Source organism: Streptococcus mitis, from assembly GCF_003942765.1.
GTDB lineage: Bacteria > Bacillota > Bacilli > Lactobacillales > Streptococcaceae > Streptococcus > Streptococcus mitis_BE.
Genome location: NZ_RJNW01000005.1, coordinates 1 through 26,617, shown reverse-complemented (window position 1 = coordinate 26,617; position 26,617 = coordinate 1). Strand labels below are relative to the sequence as shown.

Genomic DNA, 26,617 nt, shown 5'->3' with positions numbered 1-26,617 from the left:
TTGGGCAATAGCCTAGTAGAATAGGGAAGAAAGTGGCTATTTTATTGAAAGTTTACCTTTTATGGTATAATAGTTACAGTGAGGAAATCCATGCAAAATCAATTAAATGAATTAAAACGAAAAATGCTGGAATTTTTCCAGCGAGTAAAATCAAAAATAAATCATAAAAAATCAGAGAAAGTCTCAGAAGTGAAGAAGTCGGATGGGACAGGTGGGAAAGTTCTGACTATCCTAGGTAGCATTTTAGTTGCTATCAAGGGAATTTTGAATACTCTCTTTATTTTAGGCTTTATCGGTGGGCTTTTTGGTGCTGGTGTAGCTCTTGGTTATGGAGTTGCTTTGTTTGACAAGGCCAAGGTTCCCCAATCGGAGGATTTAGTTAAGCAGGTTAAAAATATTTCTTCCATCTCAGAAATTGTTTACGCAGATGGGAGTGTTATTGCTTCTATCGAGAGTGACCTACTGCGAACTTCTGTTTCATCTGAGGAAATATCAGACAATCTCAAAAAGGCTATCGTTGCAACTGAGGACGAACATTTTCTTGAACATAATGGGGTTGTGCCAAAAGCTGTGATTCGGGCGACTTTGGGAACCTTTGCAGGTTTGGGCTCATCTAGCGGGGGCTCGACCTTGACCCAACAGTTAATCAAGCAACAAGTGGTTGGAGATGCTCCGACTTTGGCTCGTAAGGCTACAGAAATTGTTGATGCCCTTGCCTTGGAACGTAGCATGAGTAAGGATGAAATCTTGACGACTTATCTCAATGTTGCTCCCTTTGGTCGAAATCATAAAGGGCAGAATATTGCAGGTGCCCAGCAAGCTGCTGAAGGGATTTTTGGTATCGATGCCAACAAGTTGAGTATTCCCCAAGCTGCCTTCCTAGCAGGTTTGCCACAGAGTCCGATTACTTATTCTCCTTATGAAAATACTGGAGAGTTAAAGAGTGATGAAGACTTAGAACTTGGTTTGAAGCGGGCCAAGGATGTTCTCTACAACATGTACCGCACGGGTGCTCTGACTCAGGAAGAATACGACCAGTACAAGGACTATAATCTCAAACAAGACTTCTTGCCATCAGGAACTGTCAATGTTGTTTCGAGGGATTACCTCTACTTTACAGCTATGGCTGAAGCGACAGACCGTATGTATGATTATTTAGTTCGACAGGACAATGTCTCTAACCAAGAGTTGAAAAATGAAGCGATTCGAAAGGCTTATCATGAGAGAGCTGAGCAGGAACTAAGTAATGGTGGCTACAAAATTACTACAACGATCAATAAAAAAATCTATGCGGCCATGCAAAATGCAGTTGCTAACTATGGTCATTTGGTAGATGATTCGACTGGGCAGCCTGAAGTAGGGAATGTTTTGATGGACAATAAAACGGGGGCTGTTCTAGGCTTTGTTGGTGGTCGTAATTACCAGACTAACCAAAACAATCACGCCTTTGACACCAAGCGTTCACCAGCCTCTACAACCAAGCCTTTGCTGGCCTACGGAATTGCCATTGACCAAGGTTTGATGGGAAGTGCTAGCATATTGTCAAATTATCCTACAAATTTTGCAAATGGTAGTCCGATTGTGCATGGTAGTAGTAAAGGCACAGATATGGTCAATTTGGGTGATGCTTTAAACTATTCATGGAATATTCCAGCCTATTGGACCTATCGCATGCTTCGTGAAAAAGGTGTCGATGTTAAGAGCTATATGGAGAAAATGGGTTATGAGATTCCAGAGTACGGTATCGAAAGTCTACCTATGGGCGGTGGTATTGAAGTTACAGTTGCCCAGCATACCAATGGTTATCAAACACTTGCTAATAACGGTGTCTACCATCAGAAACATGTGATTTCTAAGATTGAATCATCTGATGGCACAGTAATCTATGAATTCCAAGACAAACCAGTTCAAGTGTATTCGAAGGCAACAGCAACGATTATGCAGAGTTTACTTCGTGAGGTGATTTCATCTCGAATCACTTCAAGTTTCCAAACGGACTTGGCTTCTATCAATTCAAGTTTAGCTCGTGCAGACTGGATTGGTAAGACTGGTACAACCAACGAGGATGAAAATATGTGGCTCATGCTTTCGACGCCAAGATTGACTCTAGGTGGTTGGCTAGGTCATGATGACAACCGTCCAATGGCTAAGGGGGCTGGGCATTATCGAAATGCCAAATATATGGCCCACTTGGTCAATGCTATCCAACAGGCTGAGCCTGGTGTTTGGGGCAATGAACGCTTTAGCCTTGATTCTAGTGTGACCCAATCTCAGGTCCTCAGATCTACAGGGCAGAAGCCTGGCAAAGTATCTGTTAATGGAAGAACAGTGGATCTTTCAGGTTCTACTGTAACGAGCTATTGGGCTACCAAGGCGGGAGCTCCAACGACAAGCTATCACTTTGCTATTGGAGGAAGTGAAGCAGATTACCAAAATGCTTGGTCAAGTATTATTGGTAGTTTCTCATCTACACCAAGCTCAAGTAATAGCTCTAGCAGTACATCAAGTTCATCATCTACACAATCAAATAGCAGAAGATAGAACTATAAAATAGAAACCTCTCTTTTTCAAGTGTAAAATAAAAATCTTAAATAACGGTCTTGAATCTCGTTAAGTGAGAAGCAAGGCCGTTTTTATGCTCTTAAAGACAAAAGCTATTGTCAAAATTGTTGGTAAAATGTAAATTATCAAGTGAGTTTTGCAGCCTAGATAATATTGCAGAGATTATTTGTAATTTTAGTATAGAAATTTACTGAAAGTGCAATTGTTTTGGATGTCCTAGTGTTTCAATGATACAGAAGAATATTCTCCATCTATCAGTAATATCGTCTCTGTTTAATCGTTTTATGTTAATCGAAAGTTCTTCTGCAGCAGTGAAGTTTCTCTTTGTTAAGAATGAAAGCAGAAGTTAGAGACTAGCTTCTGCTTTTTTATCTATATTACTTTACTGGTAAATAAAAAAGTTAAAAAAATCACAAAAAAACTTGAACAAACAAATGAAAAGGCTTACAATTATATTATAAATAGTACAAATAAAAAACGGAGGAATGCTTTATGAAAGCCTATACTTATGTTAAACCAGGACTTGCTTCTTTTGTTGATGTAGACAAACCAGTTATTCGCAAGCCAACAGACGCTATTGTGCGTATCGTAAAAACTACTATTTGTGGAACAGACCTCCATATTATCAAAGGGGATGTTCCCGCTTGTCAAAGTGGTACCATTCTTGGTCACGAAGGGATTGGGATTGTTGAAGAAGTTGGGGAAGGAGTTTCTAACTTCAAAAAAGGCGACAAGGTCTTGATTTCTTGTGTTTGTGCCTGTGGTAAATGCTACTACTGTAAAAAAGGAATTTATGCCCACTGTGAAGACGAAGGGGGCTGGATTTTCGGTCACTTGATTGATGGTATGCAGGCTGAATATTTACGTGTCCCTCATGCAGATAACACTCTTTACCATACTCCAGAAGACTTGTCAGACGAAGCTTTGGTTATGCTATCAGATATTCTACCTACTGGATATGAAATTGGTGTCTTAAAAGGGAAAGTAGAACCTGGTTGCAGCGTAGCCATTATTGGTTCAGGACCAGTTGGATTGGCTGCTCTTTTGACAGCTCAATTCTATTCACCAGCTAAATTGATTATGGTGGACTTAGACGATAACCGCTTGGAAACTGCTGTATCATTTGGTGCGACTCATAAGATTAATTCTTCAGACCCTGAAAAAGCCATTAAAGAAATTTATGATTTGACAGATGGTCGTGGTGTAGATGTTGCTATCGAAGCTGTTGGTATTCCTGCAACATTTGATTTCTGTCAAAAGATTATCGGTATAGACGGAACAGTTGCCAACTGTGGTGTACATGGTAAACCAGTCGAATTCGATTTGGACAAACTTTGGATTCGCAACATCAATGTAACAACTGGTTTGGTATCTACAAATACCACTCCACAATTGTTGAAAGCTCTTGAAAGTCATAAGATTGAACCAGAAAAATTGGTAACTCATTATTTCAAACTAAGTGAAATTGAAAAAGCCTATGAAGTTTTCAGTAAGGCGGCAGACCACCATGCAATTAAGGTCATCATCGAAAACGATATTTCAGAAGCTTAAGTAGTAAAAATATTTTGGAACATAAGCAAATAGAAATTCAGTCATCATAAGATAGCTGGATTTTTTATCAAAAAATTAAGAAATGAGCATATTTCTTTCCTTGTTTAGCGGAATTGGTTATAATATACGGTACAAAGGAATGAATGAATATGTATCGTGTTATAGAAATGTACGGAGATTTTGAACCGTGGTGGTTCTTAGAAGGTTGGGAAGAAGATATTGTAGCAAGTAAGAAATTTGACCAGTATTATGATGCTCTCAAATACTATAAAACTTGCTGGTTTAGATTGGAACAAGAATCCCCTCTTTATAAAAGTAGAAGTGACTTGATGACTATTTTTTGGGATCCAGAAGATCAACGCTGGTGTGATGAATGTGATGAGTATTTACAACAATACCATTCTTTGGCTCTTTTACAGGATGAGCAGGTTATTCCAGATGAAAAACTACGCCCAGGCTATGAAAAACAAACAGGTAAGGAAAGGCACCGTTCTTGCCGTATGAAATTAAAATAGAGAAAAAGTAACTTTTTTGGAGTTGCTTTTTTTATTTTTCCAAATCTTTGCGAATAGTATAGGTGAGGAGGTAAGTATGGTTCAAGAAATTGCACAAGAAATCATTCGTTCGGCCCGGAAAAAAGGGGCGCAAGACATTTATTTTGTCCCCAAGTTAGACGCCTATGAGCTTCATATGAGGGTGGGAGACGAGCGCTGTAAAATCGGTTGTTATGATTTTGAAAAGTTTGCGGCCGTCATCAGTCACTTTAAGTTTGTGGCGGGTATGAATGTTGGAGAAAAGCGACGTAGTCAACTTGGTTCCTGTGATTATGCCTATGACGATAAGATGGCGTCACTACGTTTATCTACCGTAGGCGATTATAGAGGGCATGAGAGTTTAGTTATTCGCTTGTTGCATGATGAGAAGCAGGAGTTGCATTTTTGGTTTCAGGATATTGACGAATTGGGCAAGCAGTATAGGCAACGGGGTCTCTATCTCTTTGCTGGTCCAGTTGGAAGTAGTAAGACAACCCTGATGCACGAATTGGCCAAGTCCATCTTTAAAGGACAGCAAGTCATGTCTATCGAAGATCCTGTCGAAATCAAGCAGGAGGACATGCTCCAGTTGCAGTTGAACGAAGCAATCGGACTAACCTATGAAAATCTGATTAAGCTTTCCCTACGGCATCGTCCTGATCTCTTGATTATCGGAGAAATTCGGGACAGCGAAACGGCGCGTGCAGTGGTCAGAGCTAGTTTGACAGGTGCGACAGTCTTTTCAACCATTCATGCCAAGAGCATTCGAGGTGTTTATGAGCGCCTTCTGGAGTTGGGTGTGAGTGAGGAGGAATTGGCAGTCGTTCTGCAGGGAGTCTGCTATCAGAGATTAATCGGGGGAGGAGGAATCGTTGACTTTGCAAACAAAGACTATCAAGAACACCAGCCAACTAGCTGGAATGAACAGATTGACCAGCTTCTTGAAGATGGACATATCACAAGTCTTCAGGCTGAAACGGAAAAAATTAGCTACAGCTAAGCAAAAAAATATCATCACCCTGTTTAACAATCTCTTTTCCAGCGGTTTTCATCTGGTGGAGACCATCTCCTTTTTAGATAGGAGTGCTTTGTTAGACAAGCAGTGTGTGATCCAGATGCGCACGGGCTTGTCTCAGGGGAAATCATTTTCAGAAATGATGGAAAGTTTGGGATTTTCAAGTGCCATTGTCACTCAGTTATCCCTAGCGGAAGTCCATGGAAATCTCCACCTGAGTTTGGGAAAGATAGAAGAGTATCTAGACAATCTAGCCAAGGTCAAGAAAAAATTAATTGAAGTAGCGACCTATCCTTTGATTTTGCTGGGATTTCTTCTCTTAATTATGCTGGGACTACGTAATTACCTGCTACCACAACTGGATAGTAGTAATATTGCCACCCAAATCATTGGAAATCTCCCACAAATCTTTCTAGGAATGGTAGGCTTTGTTTCAGTAGGTATCCTTTTAGCACTAACTTTTTATAAAAGAAGTTCTAAGATGCGCGCCTTTTCTATCTTAGCACGCCTTCCCTTTCTTGGAATCTTTGTGCAGACCTATTTGACAGCCTATTATGCGCGTGAATGGGGGAATATGATTTCGCAGGGGATGGAGCTGACGCAGATTTTTCAGATCATGCAGGAACAAGGTTCCCAGCTCTTTAAAGAAATCGGTCAAGACCTAGCTCAATCCCTACAAAATGGCTGCGAATTTTCTCAGACGATAGCGACCTATCCTTTCTTTAGGAAAGAGTTGAGTCTCATTATCGAGTATGGGGAAGTCAAGTCCAAGCTGGGTAGTGAGTTGGAAATCTATGCTGAAAAAACTTGGGAAGCCTTTTTTACCCGAGTCAACCGCACCATGAACTTAGTACAGCCACTGGTCTTTATCTTTGTGGCTCTGATTATCGTTTTACTTTATGCGGCAATGCTCATGCCCATGTATCAAAATATGGAGGTAAATTTTTAACATGAAAAAAATGATGACATTCTTGAAAAAAGCGAAAGTGAAAGCTTTCACGCTTGTGGAAATGTTGGTGGTCTTGCTCATCATCAGCGTGCTTCTCTTGCTCTTTGTACCTAATCTGACCAAGCAAAAAGAAGCAGTCAATGACAAAGGAAAAGCTGCTGTTGTTAAGGTGGTGGAAAGCCAGGCAGAGCTTTATAGCTTGGATAAAAATGAAGATGCTAGCCTAAGTAAGTTACAAGCAGATGGGCGTATTACTCCTGAACAGGCTAAAGCCTATAATGAATACTATGCTAAAAATGGAGGAACAAATCGTAAAGTCAATGATTAAGGCCTTTACCATGCTGGAAAGTCTATTAGTTTTGGGTCTTGTGAGTATCCTTGCCTTGGGCTTGTCCGACTCTGTCCAGTCCACTTTTGCTGCGGTAGAGGAGCAGATTTTCTTTATGGAGTTTGAAGAACTGTATCGGGAAACCCAAAAACGCAGTGTAGCTAGTCAGCAAAAGACTAGTCTAAACTTAGCTGGGCAAACGATCAGTAATGGCAGTCAAAAGTTGACAGTTCCTAAAGGAATTAAGGTACCATCAGGCCAAAACATTACATTTGACCGAACTGGGGGCAATTCGTCCCTGGCTAAGGTTGAATTTCAGACCAGCAAAGGAGCGATTCGTTATCAATTATATCTAGGAAATGGAAAAATTAAACGCATTAAGGAAACAAAAAATTAGGGCAGTAATTTTACTAGAAGCAGTAGTTGCTCTAGCTATCTTTGCCAGTATTGCTACCCTTCTTTTGGGACAAATTCAAAAGAATAGGCAAGAAGAAGCAAAAATCTTGCAGAAAGAAGAAGTTGTGCGTGTAGCTAAGATGGCACTACAGACAGGTCAAAATCAGGTAAAGATAAACGGAGTTGAGATTCAGGTGTTTTCTAGTGAAAAAGGATTGGAGATTTATCATGGTTCAGAACAGTTGTTGGCGATTAAAGAGCCATAAGGTCAAGGCTTTCACCTTGTTGGAATCCTTGATTGCCCTCATTGTCATCAGTGGAAGCTTACTTCTCTTTCAAGCCATGAGTCAGCTCCTCATTTCAGAAGTTCGCTACCAGCAGCAAAGCGAGCAAAAAGAGTGGCTCTTGTTTGTGGACCAGCTGGAGGCAGAATTAGATCGTTCGCAATTCGAAAAAGTGGAGGGTAATCGCCTCTATATGAAGCAGGATGGCAAGGAAATTGCGATAGGTAAGTCAAAATCGGATGATTTTCGAAAAACTGATGCCAGTGGACGAGGATATCAGCCTATGATTTATGGACTCAAATCTGCGCAGATTACAGAGGAGAATCAACTGGTTCGTTTTCGTTTCCAGTTCCAAAAAGGCTTAGAAAGGGAGTTCATCTATCGTGTGGAAAAAGAAAAAAGTTAAGGCAGGTGTTCTCCTCTATGCAGTCACCATGGCAGCCATCTTTAGTCTTTTGTTACAATTTTACTTGAACCGACAAGTTGCCCACTATCAAGACTATGCTTTGAATAAAGAAAAGTTAGTCGCTTTTGCTATGGCCAAACGAGCCAAAGATAAGGTTGAGCAAGAAAGTGGGGAACAGGCCTTTAATCTAGGTCAGGTGAACTATCAAAACAAGAAAACAAGCTTGGTGACAAGGGTTCGTACGCCTAAGAGCCAATATGAGTTCATCTTTCCTTCCGTCAAACTCAAAGAAGAGAAAACAGCTAAAAAGGAAAAGGTAGTGACTGATTCAAGTAATCAAGCAGAGAAGAAAAAATCAGAAGAGAAAGTTGAAAAGAAAGAGAATTCCTAGCCAATCAAGCTACTTTGTGCTAAACTAAAAATATGAAACATGATTTTAACCACAAAGCAGAAACTTTCGATTCCCCTAAAAATATCTTCCTTGCAAACTTGGTTTGTCAAGCAGTCGAGAAACAGATTGATCTTCTATCAGACAAAGAAATTTTGGATTTCGGTGGAGGGACGGGTCTGTTAACCTTGCCCCTAGCCAAGCAGGCCAAGTCTGTAACATTGGTGGATATTTCGGAGAAAATGCTGGAGCAAGCTCGTTTGAAAGCGGAGCGGCAAGACATCAAGAATATCCACTTTTTGGAGCAATATTTACTGGAAAAAACCTTGGAGAAAGAGTTTGATCTCATTGTTGTTTGTCGTGTTCTTCATCATATGCCTGATTTGGATGCGGCTCTCTCACTGTTTCATCAACATTTGAGGGAAGATGGACAACTCCTACTTGCTGATTTTACCAAGACAGAAGCTACCCATCATGGATTTGAATTGGTTGAACTGGAAAACAAGCTAGCCCAGTTTGGTTTTTCATCTGTGCATAGTCAGATCCTCTATAGCGCTGAAGACCTGTTTCAAGGAAATTACGCAGAACTCTTTTTAACAGTAGCCCAAAAATCACTCGCCTAGTCAGGGAGTGATTTTTCTATAAGGATGGAAAAAAGAAGGGAAATTTGATAAGATAGGAATATGGATTTTGAAAAAATTGAACAAGCTTATACCTATTTACTAGAGAATGTCCAAGTCATCCAAAGTGATTTGGCGACCAACTTTTATGACGCCTTGGTGGAGCAAAATAGCATCTATCTGGATGGTGAAACTGAGCTAGAGCAGGTCAAGGAAAACAATCAGGCCCTTAAACGTTTAGCGCTACGCAAAGAAGAATGGCTCAAGACCTACCAGTTTCTCTTGATGAAGGCTGGGCAGACAGAGCCCCTACAGGCCAATCACCAGTTTACACCAGATGCCATTGCTTTACTTTTGGTGTTTATTGTGGAAGAGTTGTTTAAAGAAGAGGAGATTACGATCCTCGAAATGGGTTCTGGGATGGGAATTCTAGGCGCTACTTTCTTGACCTCGCTTGATAAAAAGGTGGATTACTTGGGAATGGAAGTGGATGATTTGCTGATTGATTTGGCGGCTAGTATGGCAGATGTAATTGGTTTGCAGGCTGGCTTTGTCCAAGGAGATGCCGTTCGTCCACAAATGCTCAAAGAGAGCGATGTGGTCATCAGCGACTTGCCTGTCGGCTATTATCCAGATGATGCCGTTGCGTCGCGCCATCAAGTTGCTTCTAGTCAAGAACATACTTACGCTCATCACTTGCTCATGGAACAAGGACTTAAGTATCTCAAGTCAGATGGCTACGCTATTTTTCTCGCTCCGAGTGATTTGTTGACCAGTCCTCAGAGTGATTTGTTGAAAGGGTGGTTGAAAGAGGAGGCGAATCTAGTTGCCATGATTAGTTTGCCTGAAAATCTCTTTGCCAATGCCAAACAATCTAAGACTATTTTTATCCTACAGAAGAAAAATGAAATAGCAGTAGAGCCTTTTGTTTATCCACTTGCTAGCTTACAAGATGCAAGTGTTTTAATGAAATTTAAAGAAAATTTTCAAAAATGGACTCAAGGTACTGAAATATAAAATAGATTTTGTTATAATAGACGAAAACGCTTAAAAAGGGGTATCATGTTATGACAAAAACAATTGCAATCAATGCGGGAAGTTCAAGTTTGAAATGGCAATTATACTTAATGCCAGAAGAAAAAGTATTGGCGAAAGGTTTGATTGAACGTATCGGTTTGAAAGATTCAATTTCAACTGTAAAATTTGACGGCCGTTCTGAACAACAAATTTTGGATATTGAAAATCACACACAAGCTGTTAAAATCTTATTGGATGACTTGATTCGTTTCGATATTATCAAGTCTTATGATGAGATTACAGGTGTTGGCCACCGTGTTGTTGCAGGTGGAGAATATTTCAAAGAATCAACAGTCGTTGAGGGAGATGTTTTAGAAAAAGTTGAAGAGTTGAGCTTGTTGGCTCCTCTCCACAATCCAGCCAATGCAGCAGGTGTTCGTGCCTTCAAGGAATTGTTGCCAGACATTACCAGTGTAGTTGTTTTTGATACTTCATTCCACACAACTATGCCAGAGAAAGCTTATCGCTACCCTCTACCAACAAAATATTACACAGAAAACAAGGTTCGTAAATATGGTGCCCACGGTACAAGCCACCAGTTTGTAGCAGGAGAAGCAGCACAACTCTTGGGACGTCCATTAGAAGATTTGAAATTGATTACTTGCCACATCGGTAATGGTGCTTCTATTACAGCAGTTAAGGGCGGTCAATCTGTTGATACTTCAATGGGATTCACTCCACTTGGTGGTGTGATGATGGGAACACGTACAGGAGATATTGACCCAGCTATCATTCCTTACTTAATGCAATATACAGAGGACTTTAACACGCCTGAAGACATTAGTCACGTTCTTAATCGTGAATCAGGACTAATGGGGGTTTCAGGTAAATCTAGTGATATGCGTGATGTAATTGCTGCTATGAAAGAAGGGGACCACGATGCCACTTTAGCCTATGAAATGTATGTTGACCGTATCCAAAAACATATCGGTCAATACCTTGCAGTCTTAAATGGAGCAGATGCTATTATCTTTACTGCAGGTATCGGTGAAAATGCAGCAAACGTACGTGAAGATGTTATCTCAGGTATCTCTTGGTTTGGCTGTGATGTTGATCCAGAAAAGAACGTTTTTGGCGTGACAGGAGACATCTCAACAGAGGCAGCGAAGATCCGTGTTTTGGTTATTCCAACTGATGAAGAATTGGTCATTGCCCGTGACGTTGAACGCTTGAAAAAATAAGTAAAACTAGTAAAAATATTCCGTACAAGGAGTTGGGAAAGAGATTTTTCCAGCTTCTTTTTATGGTGAAATTGTCCAAAACCTTGCTATGATTGGCTTTTTTGAAAAATATGGTATAATAGTAGTAATTTAATAGATGGAGTTGAGTTTTGAAGAAAAACTTTCGTGTAAAAAGAGAGAAAGATTTTAAGGCGATTTTCAAGGAGGGGACAAGTTTTGCCAATCGCAAATTTGTTGTCTACCAACTAGAAAACCAGAAAAACCATTTTCGAGTAGGTCTATCAGTTAGCAAAAAACTTGGGAATGCCGTCACTAGAAATCAAATTAAGCGACGAATTAGACATATTATCCAGAATGCAAAAGGGAGTCTGGTAGAAGATGTCGATTTTGTTGTCATTGCTCGAAAAGGGGTTGAAAACTTAGGATACGCAGAGATGGAGAAAAATCTACTCCACGTATTAAAATTATCAAAGATTTACCAGGAAGGAAATGGGAGTGAAAAAGAAACTACAGTTGACTAGTTTGCTAGGACTGTCTCTATTGTTCATGACAGCCTGTGCAACAAATGGGACAACTAGCGATATTACAGCCGAATCGGCTGATTTTTGGAGTAAATTTGTTTACTTCTTTGCGGAAATCATTCGCTTTTTATCGTTTGATATCAGTATCGGAGTGGGGATTATCCTCTTTACGGTCTTGATTCGTACAGTTCTCTTGCCAGTCTTCCAAGTGCAAATGGTGGCTTCCAGAAAAATGCAGGAAGCTCAACCACGCATTAAGGCGCTTCGAGAACAATATCCAGGTCGTGATATGGAAAGCAGAACCAAGCTAGAGCAAGAAATGCGTAAAGTCTTTAAAGAAATGGGTGTCAGACAGTCGGATTCTCTTTGGCCGATTTTGATTCAGATGCCGGTTATCTTGGCCTTGTTCCAAGCTCTATCAAGAGTTGACTTTTTAAAGACAGGTCATTTCTTATGGATTAACCTTGGTGGTGTGGATACGACCCTTGTTCTTCCGATTTTGGCAGCTGTATTCACCTTTTTAAGTACTTGGTTGTCTAACAAAGCCTTGTCTGAACGTAATGGAGCTACGACAGCGATGATGTATGGGATTCCAGTCTTGATTTTTGTCTTTGCAGTTTATGCACCAGGTGGAGTCGCCCTCTACTGGACAGTGTCCAATGCTTATCAAGTCTTGCAAACCTATTTCTTGAACAATCCATTCAAGATTATCGCAGAGCGCGAGGCTGTAGCTCAGGCACAGAAAGATTTGGAAAATAGAAAAAGAAAAGCCAAGAAAAAGGCTCAGAAAACGAAATAATAAGGAGGAATCTGGTAATGGGAGTATTTACAGGTTCAACTGTTGAAGAAGCAATCCAGAAAGGATTGAAAGAATTAGATATTCCAAGAATGAAGGCTCATATCAAAGTCATTTCTCGCGAGAAAAAAGGATTTCTTGGTTTATTTGGTAAAAAACCAGCTCAAGTTGACATTGAAGCTATTAGTGAAACAACTGTCATTAAAGCAAATCAACAAGCTATTAAGGGTGTTCCTAAAGAAATCAATGAACAAAATGAACCGGTCAAAACGGTCAGTGAAGCAACCGTTGATTTGGGTCATGTTGTAGAAGCAATTAAAAAGATTGAAGAAGAAGGCCAAGGGGTTTCTGATGAAGTCAAGGCTGAAATCTTGAAAAATGAAAAACATGCTAGCACCATCTTAGAAGAAACTGGGCACATTGAGATTTTAAATGAATTACAGCTTGAAGAAGCTGGTTTCGGAGAAGAAGTAGAAACTCCTATTGTCGAGACTCAAGCTGAACGAACTGAAAGTCAAGAATTAGAAGATTTGGGCTTAAAGGTGGAACCGAGCTTTGATATTGAACAAGTAGCTACGGAAGTAACGACTTATGTTCAAACTATTATTGATGATATGGACGTTGAGGCGACGATTTCGAATGATTATAATCGTCGTAGCATCAATCTGCAAATTGATACCAACGAACCAGGTCGTATTATCGGTTACCATGGCAAAGTTTTAAAGGCCTTGCAACTATTGGCTCAAAATTATCTTTATAACCGCTATTCAAGAACCTTCTATATCACAATCAATGTTAATGATTATGTTGAACACCGTGCAGAAGTCTTGCAGACCTATGCGCAAAAATTGGCGGCTCGTGTTTTAGAAGAAGGCCGTAGTCATCAGACAGATCCCATGTCAAATAGTGAACGCAAGATTATCCATCGTATTATTTCACGCATGGATGGCGTGACTAGTTACTCTGAGGGTGATGAGCCAAATCGCTATGTCGTTGTAGATACAGAATAAACAAAATCAGGGTTATCCTGATTTTTTGCTAGCTGGAGGAGATTAAATTAATGTTGAATAAGATAAGAGACTATCTAGACTTTGCTGGTTTGCAGTACCGTAATCCTGATAAAGCGGGAGTAGAGCGAGAGAAAATGTTGGCATTTCGCCACAAAGGTCAAGAGGCCAGAAAGGCTTTTACAGAGCTAGCCAAAGCCTTTCAAGCAAGCCATCCAGAATGGCAACTCCAACAGACTAGCCAGTGGATGAACCAAGCGCAGCGCTTGCGACCGCACTTCTGGGCTTATCTACAGCGTGAGGGGAGAGTGACAGAACCTATGTTGGCTCTTCGTTTGTATGGAGTACCCTCTGATTTTGGTGTTTCCTTAGAAGTCAGTTTCATCGAGCGCAAGAAAGATGAGCAAACTCTAGGCAAGCAGGCCAAAGTTTTAGAAATTCCAACCGTTGAAGGGATTTATTATCTAGCCTACTCTGATGGCCAAAGTCAACGGTGGGAGGCGAACGAAGAAAATCGTCAAGTCTTAGTCGAGAAGGTAGGCAGTCAAGAAATCCGAAAAGTGTTAGTTAAAGCAGATGTTTCTTTTATAGAAACCCAATCATTAGAAATGATTTTAGGAAAATTAGAAGAAGCTTATGAACGCTTACTTCCCTACTATCAGGCGACCAGAGAATAGAAAATAGATGACTTATATAGCGTCGAATTGTTTAATTGCTATTCTATGTATTTTTTCATATAATAGTAAAATAGAATGTGTGATCCAATAATCACCTCAAATAGAAAGGAAATTCTATGTCAAATCTATCTGTTAATGCAATTCGTTTCCTAGGTATTGACGCCATTAATAAAGCCAACTCAGGTCACCCAGGTGTGGTTATGGGAGCGGCTCCTATGGCTTACAGCCTCTTTACAAAACAACTTCGTATCAATCCGGCTCAACCAAACTGGATTAACCGTGACCGCTTTATTCTTTCAGCAGGCCATGGTTCAATGCTCCTTTATGCCCTTCTTCATCTTTCTGGTTTTGAAGATGTCAGCATGGATGAGATTAAGAGCTTCCGTCAATGGGGTTCAAAAACACCTGGTCACCCAGAATTTGGCCATACAGCAGGGATTGATGCTACAACAGGTCCTTTAGGTCAAGGGATTTCAACTGCCACTGGTTTTGCCCAGGCAGAACGTTTCTTGGCAGCCAAATATAACCGCGAAGGCTACAATATCTTTGACCACTATACTTACGTTATCTGTGGAGACGGAGACTTGATGGAAGGAGTCTCAAGTGAGGCAGCTTCATACGCAGGTTTGCAAAAGCTAGATAAGTTGGTTGTCCTTTATGATTCAAATGACATCAACTTGGATGGTGAGACAAAGGATTCCTTTACAGAAAGTGTTCGTGACCGTTACAATGCTTACGGTTGGCATACAGCCTTGGTTGAAGATGGAACAGACTTGGAAGCCATCCATGCTGCTATCGAAACAGCTAAAGCTTCAGGCAAACCATCATTGATTGAAGTGAAGACTGTTATTGGATACGGTTCTCCAAACAAACAGGGAACTAATGCCGTACACGGTGCTCCTCTTGGAGCAGATGAAACTGCGGCTACTCGCCAAGCCCTTGGCTGGGACTATGAACCATTTGAAATCCCAGAACAAGTATATGCTGATTTCAAAGAACATGTTGCAGACCGTGGTGCATCAGCTTATCAAACTTGGACTAAATTAGTTGCTGATTATAAAGAAGCGCATCCAGAATTGGCTGCAGAAGTAGAAGCCATCATCGACGGACGCGACCCAGTTGAAGTGACTCCAGCGGACTTCCCTGCTTTAGAAAATGGCTTCTCTCAAGCAACTCGTAATTCAAGCCAAGATGCTTTGAACGTTGTAGCTGCTAAGTTGCCAACCTTCTTGGGTGGATCAGCGGACCTAGCTCACTCAAACATGACTTATATCAAAACAGATGGACTTCAAGACGATGCAAATCGCTTGAACCGTAACATTCAGTTTGGTGTTCGTGAATTTGCAATGGGAACGATCTTGAACGGGATGGCTCTTCATGGTGGACTTCGTGTATATGGTGGAACTTTCTTCGTCTTCTCTGACTATGTGAAGGCAGCTGTCCGCTTGTCAGCTTTGCAAGGTCTTCCTGTGACTTATGTCTTTACCCACGATTCAATCGCGGTTGGGGAAGACGGTCCAACGCACGAACCAGTTGAGCATTTAGCAGGTCTTCGTGCTATGCCAAATCTAAACGTTTTCCGTCCAGCAGATGCGCGTGAAACACAAGCAGCTTGGTACCTTGCAGTGACAAGCGAAAAAACACCAACTGCCCTTGTCTTGACACGTCAAAACTTGACTGTTGAAGAAGGAACAGACTTTGATAAAGTTGCAAAAGGTGCCTATGTTGTCTATGAAAATGCAGCAGACTTTGATACCATCTTGATTGCGACAGGTTCAGAGGTTAATCTTGCTGTCTCAGCTGCCAAAGAATTGGCTAGTCAAGGTGCAAAAGTCCGCGTAGTCAGCATGCCATCTACAGATGTCTTTGATAAACAAGATGCAGCATACAAGGAAGAAATTCTTCCAAATGCAGTTCGTCGTCGTGTTGCAGTCGAAATGGGTGCGACTCAAAACTGGTACAAATATGTTGGTCTCGATGGTGCTGTTCTCGGTATTGATACCTTCGGATCCTCTGCCCCAGCACCAAAAGTATTGGCAGAATATGGCTTTACTGTAGAAAATCTTGTAAAAGTCGTTCAAAACTTGAAATAATCCTAAAAATCAGGGCGCAAGCTCTGGTTTTTCTTACTAGAAAAACAAGGCACAATCTTGTAAAAGTAGCTGAAATTTGATATAGTAGTCCTATGTAAAATACAAAGGAGAAAATACTATGGAAAATATTAGTCCAAATTTAACATTTGTGATCATGCTTGTAGGTATGTTTGCCTTGATGTTCTTTATGCAACGCTCTCAAAAGAAACAAGCACAAAAACGTATGGAAAGCTTAAATAAACTGCAAAAAGGCTATGAAGTGATTACAATCGGTGGACTTTACGGTACAGTCGATGAAGTAGATACTGAGAAGAGAACCATTGTTCTTGATGTCGATGGAGTTTACTTGACTTTTGAACTAGCTGCTATCAAGACAGTATTACCGCTGAAAGAAACAGCTTCACTCGAAGGTGCAATTGAAAAATAAGACGGGATTATCAACTCCCGTTTTTCTGTAAAAGAAAGGAAATGGGATGAAAAAACTAGTCTTTGTCTGTTTGGGAAATATTTGTCGCAGCCCTATGGCCGAGTTTGTTATGAAATCAATGACAGATAATTATGAAATCCAAAGTCGAGCGACTTCCTCTTGGGAACATGGTAATCCGATTCATAAGGGAACTCAAGGGATTTTTCAACAGTATCAGATTCCTTATGATAAAGGCAAGACATCGCTTCAGATTAGTAAGGAAGATTTTGAAGCCTTTGATTATATTATCGGTATGGATGCTTCAAATGTTTCTGACTTACGTCAGATGTGTCCAGCAGGCTGTAAAGATAAGATTTACTCATTCGCATCTGAAAGTGTTCCAGATCCTTGGTATACAGGAGATTTTGAGGAAACCTATCAGCGTGTTCAAGAGGGTTGTCAAGCTTGGTTAGAACGTTTAGAAAAGGGGAGTGAAGATGGAAAATCTTAAGAATTTTTACGACAAGTATCGTGTCTATCTGACTCGTCCACGTTTAGAGATTTTGGCAGTAGTTACGATTGTTTTTTGTGCTGTACTCGTCTTTTTTCTAAATATTCCCGGAAAAGGCGTTCTAAAGCTTGATAATGGAACGATTGTTTACGATGGCAGTCTTGTACGTGGTAAAATGAATGGCCAAGGTACCATTACTTTCCAAAATGGGGACCAGTATACTGGTGGTTTCAACAATGGAGCCTTCAACGGAAAAGGTACCTTTCAATCTAAAGAAGGCTGGACCTACGAAGGTGATTTTGTAAATGGTCAGGCTGAAGGAAAAGGGAAACTAACAACAGAACAAGAAGTCGTTTATGAAGGGACTTTTAAACAAGGCGTTTTTCAACAAAAATAAAGCCTCCTTATCAAAGGAGGTATTGTTATCATTTAAAAGTAAGCGCTTACTAGAAAATCTATCTCTTTCCAAGCTCCTCTTCCAATCAAGCTTGTGAAATAAAAAAATATTTGAAATTCATTTCACAAACTCTAAAGAAAAAACTTGATAAGTAAAGAAAATGAGAAAAATTTCACAAACAATAAAAAATTCTTTGTGAAATGTTTATGAAACTGTTTACAAAGTTGAAATAATGCGTTATAATAAACTTGTGAAAAAATTAACAAAGGATATCGATCCTTGAAAGCTATGGAGGAAAATATGGCTGATAAAAAAACTGTGACACCAGAAGAAAAGAAACTCGCTGCTGAAAAGCATGTCGATGGCTTGGTGCAAAAAGCTTTAGTTGCTCTTGAGGAAATGCGTAAACTCGACCAAGAACAGGTCGACTACATCGTAGCTAAAGCGTCAGTGGCAGCTTTGGATGCCCACGGAGAATTGGCTTTACATGCCTTTGAAGAAACAGGACGTGGTGTATTTGAAGATAAAGCAACTAAGAACTTGTTTGCTTGTGAACACGTAGTAAACAACATGCGCCACACTAAGACAGTTGGCGTTATCGAAGAAGACGATGTAACAGGTTTGACTCTTATTGCTGAACCAGTTGGTGTTGTCTGTGGTATCACTCCAACAACAAACCCAACATCAACAGCAATCTTCAAATCATTGATTTCATTGAAGACACGTAATCCAATCGTTTTTGCCTTCCACCCATCAGCTCAAGAATCATCAGCTCACGCAGCTCAAATCGTTCGTGATGCTGCGATTAAAGCAGGAGCTCCTGAAAACTGCGTACAGTGGATCACTGAACCATCTATGGAAGCAACTAGTGCCCTTATGAACCACGAAGGTGTTGCGACAATCCTTGCAACAGGTGGTAATGCCATGGTTAAAGCCGCATACTCATGTGGTAAACCAGCTCTTGGGGTAGGTGCCGGAAACGTTCCAGCTTATGTTGAAAAATCAGCAAACATCCGTCAAGCAGCACACGATATCGTTATGTCTAAATCATTTGATAATGGTATGGTCTGTGCATCTGAACAAGCGGTTATCATTGATAAAGAAATTTACGATGAATTTGTAGCAGAGTTCAAATCTTACCACACTTACTTTGTAAACAAAAAAGAAAAAGCTCTTCTTGAAGAATTCTGCTTCGGCGTGAAAGCAAACAGCAAAAACTGTGCTGGTGCGAAATTGAACGCTGACATCGTTGGTAAACCAGCAACTTGGATTGCAGAGCAAGCAGGATTTACAGTTCCAGAAGGAACAAACATTCTTGCTGCAGAATGTAAAGAAGTTGGTGAAAACGAGCCATTGACTCGTGAAAAATTGTCACCAGTTATCGCAGTTTTGAAATCTGAAAGCCGTGAAGATGGTATTACTAAGGCTCGTCAAATGGTTGAATTTAACGGTCTTGGGCACTCAGCAGCTATCCACACAGCTGATGAAGAATTGACTAAAGAATTTGGTAAAGCTGTTAAAGCTATTCGTGTTATCTGTAACTCACCTTCTACTTTCGGTGGTATCGGGGACGTTTACAATGCCTTCTTGCCATCATTGACACTCGGATGTGGTTCTTACGGACGTAACTCAGTTGGGGATAACGTTAGTGCCATTAACCTTTTGAATATCAAAAAAGTCGGAAGACGGAGAAATAACATGCAATGGATGAAACTTCCTTCAAAAACATACTTTGAACGTGATTCAATTCAATACCTTCAAAAATGTCGTGACGTTGAACGTGTCATGATCGTTACTGACCATGCCATGGTAGAGCTTGGTTTCCTTGATCGTATCATCGAACAACTTGATCTTCGTCGCAATAAGGTTGTTTACCAAATCTTTGCTGATGTAGAACCAGATCCAGATATCACTACAGTTGAACGTGGTACTGAAATCATGCGTGCCTTCAAACCAGATACAATCATCGCTCTTGGTGGTGGATCTCCAATGGATGCTGCTAAAGTAATGTGGCTCTTCTACGAACAACCAGAAGTGGACTTCCGTGACCTTGTACAAAAATTCATGGATATCCGTAAACGTGCCTTCAAATTCCCATTGCTTGGTAAGAAGACTAAATTCATCGCAATCCCAACAACATCTGGTACAGGATCTGAAGTAACACCATTTGCCGTTATCTCTGATAAAGCAAATAACCGTAAATACCCAATCGCTGACTACTCATTGACACCAACTGTGGCAATCGTAGACCCTGCTTTGGTATTGACAGTTCCTGGATTTGTTGCTGCGGACACTGGTATGGACGTATTGACTCACGCGACTGAAGCTTACGTATCACAAATGGCTAGCGACTACACTGACGGTCTTGCACTTCAAGCCATCAAGCTTGTATTTGAAAACCTTGAAAGCTCAGTTAAGAATGCAGACTTCCACTCACGCGAGAAAATGCATAACGCTTCAACAATCGCTGGTATGGCCTTTGCTAATGCCTTCCTAGGTATTTCTCACTCAATGGCCCATAAGATTGGTGCGCAATTCCACACAATCCACGGTCGTACTAATGCTATCTTGCTTCCATACGTCATCCGCTACAACGGTACACGTCCAGCTAAGACAGCAACATGGCCTAAGTACAACTACTACCGTGCAGATGAAAAATACCAAGATATCGCACGCATGCTTGGACTTCCAGCTTCTACTCCAGAAGAAGGGGTTGAATCTTACGCAAAAGCTGTCTACGAACTTGGTGAGCGCGTAGGTATCCAAATGAACTTCAAAGCACAAGGAATCGATGAAAAAGAATGGAAAGAACATTCTCGTGAATTGGCCTTCCTTGCTTATGAAGATCAATGTTCACCAGCTAACCCACGTCTTCCAATGGTTGACCATATGCAAGAAATCATCGAAGATTCTTACTATGGCTACAAAGAAAGACCAGGACGCCGTAAATAATTGTTATCAGCCTAGAGGCAGGAATTTCCTGTCTCTTTTTTGTAAAATTGGAAGATTGAAAATAATTTTTAGCTTTTCCATTTTCACTTTTCATCTGAAAAGGGAAGTGGGAAATGACTAGGTAGACAAAGAAAGACAGCAGTATAGGCTTTCAAAGGAGAAAGAAAAATAAGTGGGGTATAGACAAAAAACAACGCCCGTACTTGCAATTCAACTCAAATAGTTATATAATAGGTTTGTTGAAAGGTGATTTGTAGTGATTCAAGTTACTCTTTTCACAATAAAAATTTCATGATTTTCATAAGGAGGAAATCACTAATGGTAGTTAAAGTTGGTATTAACGGTTTCGGACGTATCGGTCGTCTTGCTTTCCGTCGTATCCAAAACGTAGAAGGTGTTGAAGTTACTCGTATCAACGACCTTACAGATCCAGTTATGCTTGCGCACTTGTTGAAATACGACACAACTCAAGGTCGTTTCGACGGTACTGTTGAAGTTAAAGAAGGTGGATTCGAAGTTAACGGTAAATTCGTTAAAGTTTCTGCTGAACGTGATCCAGAACAAATCGACTGGGCTACTGACGGTGTAGAAATCGTTCTTGAAGCTACTGGTTTCTTTGCTAAGAAAGAAGCAGCTGAAAAACACCTTAAAGGTGGAGCTAAAAAAGTTGTTATCACTGCTCCTGGTGGAAACGACGTTAAAACAGTTGTATTCAACACTAACCACGACGTTCTTGACGGTACTGAAACAGTTATCTCAGGTGCTTCATGTACTACAAACTGCTTGGCTCCAATGGCTAAAGCTCTTCAAGACAACTTTGGTGTTGTTGAAGGATTGATGACTACTATCCACGCTTACACTGGTGACCAAATGATCCTTGACGGACCACACCGTGGTGGTGACCTTCGCCGTGCTCGCGCTGGTGCTGCAAACATCGTTCCTAACTCAACTGGTGCTGCTAAAGCTATCGGTCTTGTAATCCCAGAATTGAACGGTAAACTTGACGGATCTGCACAACGCGTTCCAACTCCAACTGGATCAGTTACTGAATTGGTAGCTGTTCTTGAAAAGAACGTTACTGTTGATGAAGTGAACGCAGCTATGAAAGCAGCTTCAAACGAATCATACGGTTACACAGAAGATCCAATCGTATCTTCAGATATCGTAGGTATGTCTTACGGTTCATTGTTTGACGCAACTCAAACTAAAGTTCTTGACGTTGACGGTAAACAATTGGTTAAAGTTGTATCATGGTACGACAACGAAATGTCATACACTGCACAACTTGTTCGTACTCTTGAATACTTCGCAAAAATCGCTAAATAATTCATGAGTCGATAAAAAGCAAGGCCTCTGGTCTTGCTTTTTAAATATTAAAAAATGGATGACGGAATCATCCATTCTTTTTTAATTCTGTTTCAAAGGTATCTGAAAGGGTAGTGAAAGTTAGTTTCACTAAAGTAAGCGGATGGGTAAAGGAAAGTCGGAAGGCATGAAGCATAAGTCGACTTGATTTTCCTTTACTATTATAGAGAGGGTCACCTAGGATAGGGAAGTTATGATGATAAAGATGCACACGAATCTGATGGGTTCGCCCTGTTTTTAGTTTACAACGAACAAGGGTAGTCTGATTTGGAAATTGCTTTAATCTGCTTACATGCGTTTCAGCATATTGCCCATTTTTTGTATCAACTATTCTTTTTCTGCGATCATGACGATCACGTCCGATTTTGTCCTTGAAAACAAGCTCTTTGCTGCTGATATTTCCGTTAACAAGTGCCCAATATTCTCTAGAAATCTCTTTTTTCTCCAATAAGCGATTGAGAATAGGCAGGATAAAAGGATTTTTAGCGAAGAGAACTAAACCGCTGGTTTCCATGTCTAGACGATGAACGATATAACAGGTCTGGCCAACGTAGGCACTGACATGGTTAAGAAGAGCAATTTCGTTTGGTTGATTACCATGCGTTTTCATCCCCTCAGGTTTGTTTACAATAATCAAGTGTTGGTCTTGATAAACTTCCTGAACTAAGTCTGGATCGCCCCAAGGGATTGTCTTTTTGGGATAATCTTCCTCGTCAAAAGTTAATTGGCAAACATCTCCAGGCTTCACTATCTCGTTCCAGTGAACTTCTTCTTGATTTATCAAAATATGTTTCTTGATTCTCAAAAAATGCCGGATTTTTCTAGGGATAAGGAGTTGCTCCTCTAGTAATTGCTTCACCGTCATTTGAGGCAAAGAGGCGGGTAATGTAAATGTGAATTTCATACAGATATTGTAACAAAAAAAGCCCCATTTGGATAGGAAATAGCTAAATTCTTGTCTTCCTATGATGAAGATGATAAAATAAACGCATGAAATTAGATAAATTATTCGAGAAATTTCTTTCTCTTTTTAAAAAAGAAACAAGTGAACTAGAGGATTCTGATTCGACTAGCTTGCGTCGCTCTCGTAGTGATCGAAAAAAATTGGCCCAAGTAGGTCCAATTCGAAAATTCTGGCGTCGCTATCATCTAACAAAGATTGTCCTTATACTAGGTTTGAGTGCAGGCTTGCTAGTTGGAACCTATTTGTTTGCTGTAGCCAAGTCAACCAATGTCAATGATTTGCAAAATGCCTTGAAAACTCGAACTCTCATTTTTGACCGTGAAGAAAAGGAGGCTGGTGCCTTGTCTGGTCAAAAGGGAACCTATGTTGAACTGACTGATATCAGTAAAAATTTGCAGAATGCCGTTATTGCGACAGAAGACAGATCTTTTTATAAAAATGACGGGATTAACTATGGTCGTTTCTTCTTGGCTATTGTAACTGCTGGCCGTTCAGGTGGTGGTTCTACTATTACCCAACAGCTGGCTAAAAATGCCTATCTGTCGCAGGATCAAACTGTTGAGAGAAAAGCGAAAGAATTTTTCCTTGCCTTAGAATTAACAAAAAAATATAGTAAGGATCAAATTCTAACCATGTACCTTAACAACGCTTATTTTGGAAATGGTGTGTGGGGTGTAGAAGATGCGAGTAAGAAATACTTTGGAGTTTCTGCATCAGAAGTGAGTCTGGATCAAGCTGCGACTCTGGCAGGAATGCTAAAGGGGCCGGAACTGTATAATCCTTTGAATTCTGTAGAAGATTCTACCAATCGTCGCGATACTGTTTTGCAGAATATGCTTGCAGCGGGTTACATTGATAAAAACCAAGAAACCGAAGCTGCAGAAGTTGATATGACTTCGCAATTGCACGATAAGTATGAAGGAAAAATCTCAGATTACCGCTATCCTTCTTATTTTGATGCGGTTGTTAATGAAGCTGTTTCCAAGTATAATCTAACAGAGGAAGAAATTGTCAATAATGGCTACCGCATTTATACAGAGCTGGACCAAAACTATCAAGCAAATATGCAGGTTGTCTATGAAAATACAGCTCTATTTCCGAGGGCAGAGGATGGAACATTTGCTCAATCAGGAAGTGTGGCTCTCGAACCGAAAACAGGTGGAGTTCGTGGAGTTGTCGGTCAGGTTGCTGGCAATGATAAAACTGGATTCCGGAATTTCAACTATGCAACTCAATCAAAACGTAGCCCTGGTTCTACAATTAAGCCTTTAGTTGTTTATACGCCTGCAGTTGAAGCTGGCTGGGCTTTGAATAAGCAGTTAGATAACCATACTATGCAGTATGACAGCTATAAGGTTGATAACTATGCAGGGATCAAAACGAGTCGAGAAGTTCCTATGTATCAAGCCTTGGCAGAATCGCTTAATCTGCCTGCTGTTGCCACTGTTAATGACTTGGGTGTTGACAAGGCTTTTGAGGCGGGCGAAAAATTCGGACTCAATATGGAAAAAGTCGATCGTGTTCTTGGTGTCGCCTTGGGAAGCGGTGTTGAAACCAACCCTCTTCAAATGGCTCAAGCGTATGCTGCTTTTGCAAATGAAGGTTTAATGCCGGAAGCTCATTTTATTAGTAGAATTGAAAATGCTAGTGGGCAGGTCATTGCGAGCCATAAAAATTCACAAAAACGGGTGATTGATAAGTCTGTAGCTGACAAGATGACTAGTATGATGTTGGGGACATTCACCAACGGTACCGGTGTTAGTTCATCGCCTGCAGACTATGTCATGGCAGGAAAAACTGGAACAACTGAAGCTGTTTTCAATCCTGAATACACAAGTGACCAGTGGGTAATTGGTTATACTCCGGATGTAGTGATTAGTCACTGGCTTGGTTTCCCTACCACTGATGAAAGCCACTATCTAGCAGGATCTACTTCAAACGGTGCAGCCCATGTCTTTAGAAACATTGCCAATACCATTTTACCTTATACGCCAGGAAGTACCTTTACGGTTGAAAATGCTTATAAGCAAAATGGAATTGCACCAGCCAATACAAGAAATCACGTACAGAGTAATGAAGAAAATCAGGCGGATAATAGCCTTTCTGATATTAGAAGTCGTGCACAAAATCTGGTAGATGAGGCTAGCCGTGCTATCTCGGATGCTAAAATTAAGGAAAAGGCTCAAACGATATGGGATTCGGTAGTCAATCTATTTCGTTAAGATGCTTGTCAAAGCCTAGCTTTCTTGTTATAATAGATAAGATGGAGGCGTTATGGCACTAAAAAAAGCAAGCCTAGCTTGTGCGGTTTGTGGTTCGAGAAACTATTCAATCAAGATCAGCGGAAACCCCAAGCCAACACGACTAGAAGTAAATAAATTTTGTAAACATTGTGGTAAGTACACTACACACAGAGAAACGAGATAGGAGAGAGCGATGCGTTTTATTGGAGATATTTTTAGACTTCTTAAAGACACAACATGGCCAACTCGCAAGGAAAGCTGGAGAGATTTTCGTTCTATCATGGAATACACTGCTTTCTTTGTTGTGATTATTTATATTTTTGACAAGTTGATTGTTTCAGGTTTGATTCGATTTATTAACATTTTTTAGAAGATTTGTGGAGTTATTTACGCCAAAAATCTTCTATTATGAAAGGAAGTATCATGGATAGTTTTGATAAAGGATGGTTTGTTTTACAAACCTATTCTGGTTATGAAAATAAGGTGAAAGAAAATCTATTACAACGTGCACAAACCTACAATATGTTGGATAATATTTTACGTGTTGAAATTCCAACGCAAACAGTGCAAGTTGAAAAAAATGGAAAGAGAAAAGAAGTAGAAGAAAATCGCTTTCCAGGTTATGTTCTTGTGGAAATGGTGATGACAGATGAAGCTTGGTTTGTTGTTCGAAACACACCAAACGTTACAGGATTCGTCGGATCTCACGGAAATAGATCAAAACCAACTCCATTATTGGAACAAGAAATCCGTGATATCTTGGTTTCTATGGGACAAACTGTACAAGAGTTTGATATCGATGTTGAAGTTGGTCAAACTGTACGTATCATTGATGGTGTTTTTGCAGACTATACTGGTAAGATTACAGAGATTGATAATAACAAAGTGAAGATGATTATCTCTATGTTTGGTAATGATACAGTTGCAGAAGTAAACCTAAACCAAATTGCAGAATTATAACCCAGAGAGAGGCTTGTCCTCTCTTTTTTGTGCAGTTTAGACGGTGTAGGGAACAGAATGGGGGAAATGGGACAAAAGTGTTTCTGAATCTGTTAGACTGTATCTAGAAAGGGGAACATAATGTTTAAAGAATTGTATAAAGAAGTCCAGGGAATTGTGTACAAGTGTAGAAATGAATATCATCTCCATTTATGGGAGTTATCTGATTGGGACCAAGAGGGAATGATTTGCTTACATGAATTGATCAGTAGAGAAGAAGAGTTGGCAGAAGATATTCCTCGTTTAAGGAAATATTTTAAGACAAAGTTTCGGAATCGGATCCTAGACTATATCCGTAAGCAGGAAAGTCAAAAACGAAGATATGATAAAGAACCCTATGAAGAAGTGGGTGAGATCAGTCATCGTATCAGTGAGGGCGGTCTGTGGCTAGATGAT

Annotated in this window: 29 protein-coding genes; 28 read left to right on the top strand and 1 reads right to left on the bottom strand. The window is 40.3% G+C overall.

Translation table 11 applies throughout. From position 1 onward, the window contains the following. Positions 1–90 precede the first annotated feature (90 nt). From pbp1b to gap, 23 genes are all read left to right on the top strand, one after another. Entirely contained in the window at positions 91–2,541 is a 2,451-nt protein-coding gene (pbp1b, locus tag D8849_RS08000; RefSeq protein ID WP_125386712.1) for a penicillin-binding protein PBP1B, read from the top strand. Between the two features lie 513 nt (positions 2,542–3,054). Continuing rightward, a complete protein-coding gene (locus D8849_RS07995) occupies positions 3,055–4,113 on the top strand; it encodes a zinc-dependent alcohol dehydrogenase family protein (RefSeq protein ID WP_049534723.1) in 1,059 nt (352 codons plus the stop codon). Positions 4,114–4,262: 149 nt separating this feature from the next. Further along, positions 4,263–4,628, top strand: a complete 366-nt coding sequence (locus tag D8849_RS07990; RefSeq protein WP_000286405.1) for a DUF1033 family protein — start codon at positions 4,263–4,265, stop codon at positions 4,626–4,628. A gap of 76 nt (positions 4,629–4,704) precedes the next feature. Continuing rightward, positions 4,705–5,646, top strand: a complete 942-nt coding sequence (gene comGA, locus D8849_RS07985; RefSeq protein ID WP_125386711.1) for a competence type IV pilus ATPase ComGA — start codon at positions 4,705–4,707, stop codon at positions 5,644–5,646. Continuing rightward, entirely contained in the window at positions 5,594–6,610 is a 1,017-nt protein-coding gene (comGB, locus tag D8849_RS07980) for a competence type IV pilus assembly protein ComGB (RefSeq protein ID WP_125386710.1), read from the top strand. Before comGA ends, comGB begins: the two co-directional genes overlap by 53 nt. A gap of 1 nt (position 6,611) precedes the next feature. After that, positions 6,612–6,938 carry a competence type IV pilus major pilin ComGC gene (gene comGC / locus D8849_RS07975; RefSeq protein ID WP_042749867.1) on the top strand — a complete coding sequence of 109 codons (327 nt, stop codon included), beginning with the start codon at positions 6,612–6,614 and terminating at the stop codon, positions 6,936–6,938. Beyond that, positions 6,931–7,335: a competence type IV pilus minor pilin ComGD gene (comGD, locus tag D8849_RS07970; RefSeq protein ID WP_247930602.1), complete on the top strand. Its 405-nt coding sequence runs from the start codon at positions 6,931–6,933 to the stop codon at positions 7,333–7,335. Before comGC ends, comGD begins: the two co-directional genes overlap by 8 nt. Then, positions 7,298–7,600 (top strand): competence type IV pilus minor pilin ComGE, encoded by a 303-nt coding sequence (comGE, locus tag D8849_RS07965; protein ID WP_125386708.1) that lies wholly within the window; start codon positions 7,298–7,300, stop codon positions 7,598–7,600. The genes comGD and comGE overlap by 38 nt, the downstream gene beginning before the upstream one ends. Further along, positions 7,563–8,024 (top strand): competence type IV pilus minor pilin ComGF, encoded by a 462-nt coding sequence (gene comGF, locus D8849_RS07960; protein WP_125386707.1) that lies wholly within the window; start codon positions 7,563–7,565, stop codon positions 8,022–8,024. Before comGE ends, comGF begins: the two co-directional genes overlap by 38 nt. Continuing rightward, positions 8,002–8,415: a competence type IV pilus minor pilin ComGG gene (gene comGG / locus D8849_RS07955; protein WP_125386706.1), complete on the top strand. Its 414-nt coding sequence runs from the start codon at positions 8,002–8,004 to the stop codon at positions 8,413–8,415. Before comGF ends, comGG begins: the two co-directional genes overlap by 23 nt. Before the next feature lie 32 nt (positions 8,416–8,447). Next, entirely contained in the window at positions 8,448–9,035 is a 588-nt protein-coding gene (locus tag D8849_RS07950) for a class I SAM-dependent methyltransferase (protein WP_185756232.1), read from the top strand. A 60-nt stretch (positions 9,036–9,095) separates the two neighbouring features. After that, positions 9,096–10,049 (top strand): class I SAM-dependent methyltransferase, encoded by a 954-nt coding sequence (locus D8849_RS07945; protein ID WP_020902382.1) that lies wholly within the window; start codon positions 9,096–9,098, stop codon positions 10,047–10,049. A gap of 50 nt (positions 10,050–10,099) precedes the next feature. Next, positions 10,100–11,290, top strand: coding sequence for an acetate kinase (locus D8849_RS07940; RefSeq protein WP_125386705.1), 1,191 nt, complete (start codon positions 10,100–10,102; stop codon positions 11,288–11,290). Positions 11,291–11,439: 149 nt separating this feature from the next. Then, positions 11,440–11,811, top strand: coding sequence for a ribonuclease P protein component (gene rnpA / locus D8849_RS07935; RefSeq protein ID WP_125386704.1), 372 nt, complete (start codon positions 11,440–11,442; stop codon positions 11,809–11,811). Further along, positions 11,786–12,610, top strand: coding sequence for a membrane protein insertase YidC (locus D8849_RS07930; protein WP_221762854.1), 825 nt, complete (start codon positions 11,786–11,788; stop codon positions 12,608–12,610). The genes rnpA and D8849_RS07930 overlap by 26 nt, the downstream gene beginning before the upstream one ends. A gap of 17 nt (positions 12,611–12,627) precedes the next feature. Further along, positions 12,628–13,617 carry an RNA-binding cell elongation regulator Jag/EloR gene (gene jag, locus D8849_RS07925; RefSeq protein WP_049492474.1) on the top strand — a complete coding sequence of 330 codons (990 nt, stop codon included), beginning with the start codon at positions 12,628–12,630 and terminating at the stop codon, positions 13,615–13,617. A gap of 50 nt (positions 13,618–13,667) precedes the next feature. After that, a complete protein-coding gene (locus D8849_RS07920; protein ID WP_125386702.1) occupies positions 13,668–14,291 on the top strand; it encodes a ribonuclease P in 624 nt (207 codons plus the stop codon). Between the two features lie 116 nt (positions 14,292–14,407). Then, a complete protein-coding gene (tkt, locus tag D8849_RS07915) occupies positions 14,408–16,384 on the top strand; it encodes a transketolase (RefSeq protein WP_125386701.1) in 1,977 nt (658 codons plus the stop codon). Between the two features lie 127 nt (positions 16,385–16,511). After that, positions 16,512–16,811 carry a preprotein translocase subunit YajC gene (gene yajC, locus D8849_RS07910; RefSeq protein WP_049492702.1) on the top strand — a complete coding sequence of 100 codons (300 nt, stop codon included), beginning with the start codon at positions 16,512–16,514 and terminating at the stop codon, positions 16,809–16,811. A gap of 46 nt (positions 16,812–16,857) precedes the next feature. Next, the gene (locus tag D8849_RS07905; RefSeq protein ID WP_125386700.1) at positions 16,858–17,301 is read left to right on the top strand and encodes a low molecular weight protein-tyrosine-phosphatase; all 444 of its coding nucleotides are present in this window, start codon (positions 16,858–16,860) and stop codon (positions 17,299–17,301) included. Continuing rightward, positions 17,288–17,698: an MORN repeat-containing protein gene (locus D8849_RS07900; protein ID WP_042749891.1), complete on the top strand. Its 411-nt coding sequence runs from the start codon at positions 17,288–17,290 to the stop codon at positions 17,696–17,698. Before D8849_RS07905 ends, D8849_RS07900 begins: the two co-directional genes overlap by 14 nt. Before the next feature lie 300 nt (positions 17,699–17,998). Beyond that, positions 17,999–20,650 (top strand): bifunctional acetaldehyde-CoA/alcohol dehydrogenase, encoded by a 2,652-nt coding sequence (adhE, locus tag D8849_RS07895; protein ID WP_045597464.1) that lies wholly within the window; start codon positions 17,999–18,001, stop codon positions 20,648–20,650. Between the two features lie 318 nt (positions 20,651–20,968). After that, positions 20,969–21,976, top strand: coding sequence for a type I glyceraldehyde-3-phosphate dehydrogenase (gene gap, locus D8849_RS07890; RefSeq protein WP_000260685.1), 1,008 nt, complete (start codon positions 20,969–20,971; stop codon positions 21,974–21,976). 67 nt (positions 21,977–22,043) lie between these two features. On the opposite strand, the gene D8849_RS07885 is transcribed toward gap, so the two are convergent. Beyond that, the gene (locus D8849_RS07885; RefSeq protein WP_125386699.1) at positions 22,044–22,919 is read right to left on the bottom strand and encodes an RluA family pseudouridine synthase; all 876 of its coding nucleotides are present in this window, start codon (positions 22,917–22,919) and stop codon (positions 22,044–22,046) included. An 86-nt stretch (positions 22,920–23,005) separates the two neighbouring features. On the opposite strand from D8849_RS07885, the gene pbp2a reads away from it, so the two are divergent. From pbp2a to D8849_RS07860, 5 genes are all read left to right on the top strand, one after another. Then, positions 23,006–25,201, top strand: coding sequence for a penicillin-binding protein PBP2A (pbp2a, locus tag D8849_RS07880; RefSeq protein ID WP_125386698.1), 2,196 nt, complete (start codon positions 23,006–23,008; stop codon positions 25,199–25,201). A 52-nt stretch (positions 25,202–25,253) separates the two neighbouring features. Next, positions 25,254–25,406 carry a 50S ribosomal protein L33 gene (gene rpmG / locus D8849_RS07875; protein WP_001809375.1) on the top strand — a complete coding sequence of 51 codons (153 nt, stop codon included), beginning with the start codon at positions 25,254–25,256 and terminating at the stop codon, positions 25,404–25,406. 9 nt (positions 25,407–25,415) lie between these two features. After that, on the top strand, positions 25,416–25,592 hold the full coding sequence (gene secE, locus D8849_RS07870) for a preprotein translocase subunit SecE (RefSeq protein WP_001210990.1): 177 nt from the start codon (positions 25,416–25,418) through the stop codon (positions 25,590–25,592). Positions 25,593–25,645: 53 nt separating this feature from the next. Next, positions 25,646–26,182 carry a transcription termination/antitermination protein NusG gene (gene nusG, locus D8849_RS07865; RefSeq protein WP_125386697.1) on the top strand — a complete coding sequence of 179 codons (537 nt, stop codon included), beginning with the start codon at positions 25,646–25,648 and terminating at the stop codon, positions 26,180–26,182. Positions 26,183–26,302: 120 nt separating this feature from the next. Next, on the top strand, positions 26,303–26,617 hold a 315-nt coding region (locus tag D8849_RS07860), incomplete at its 3' end, for a sigma-70 RNA polymerase sigma factor region 4 domain-containing protein (RefSeq protein ID WP_142998939.1).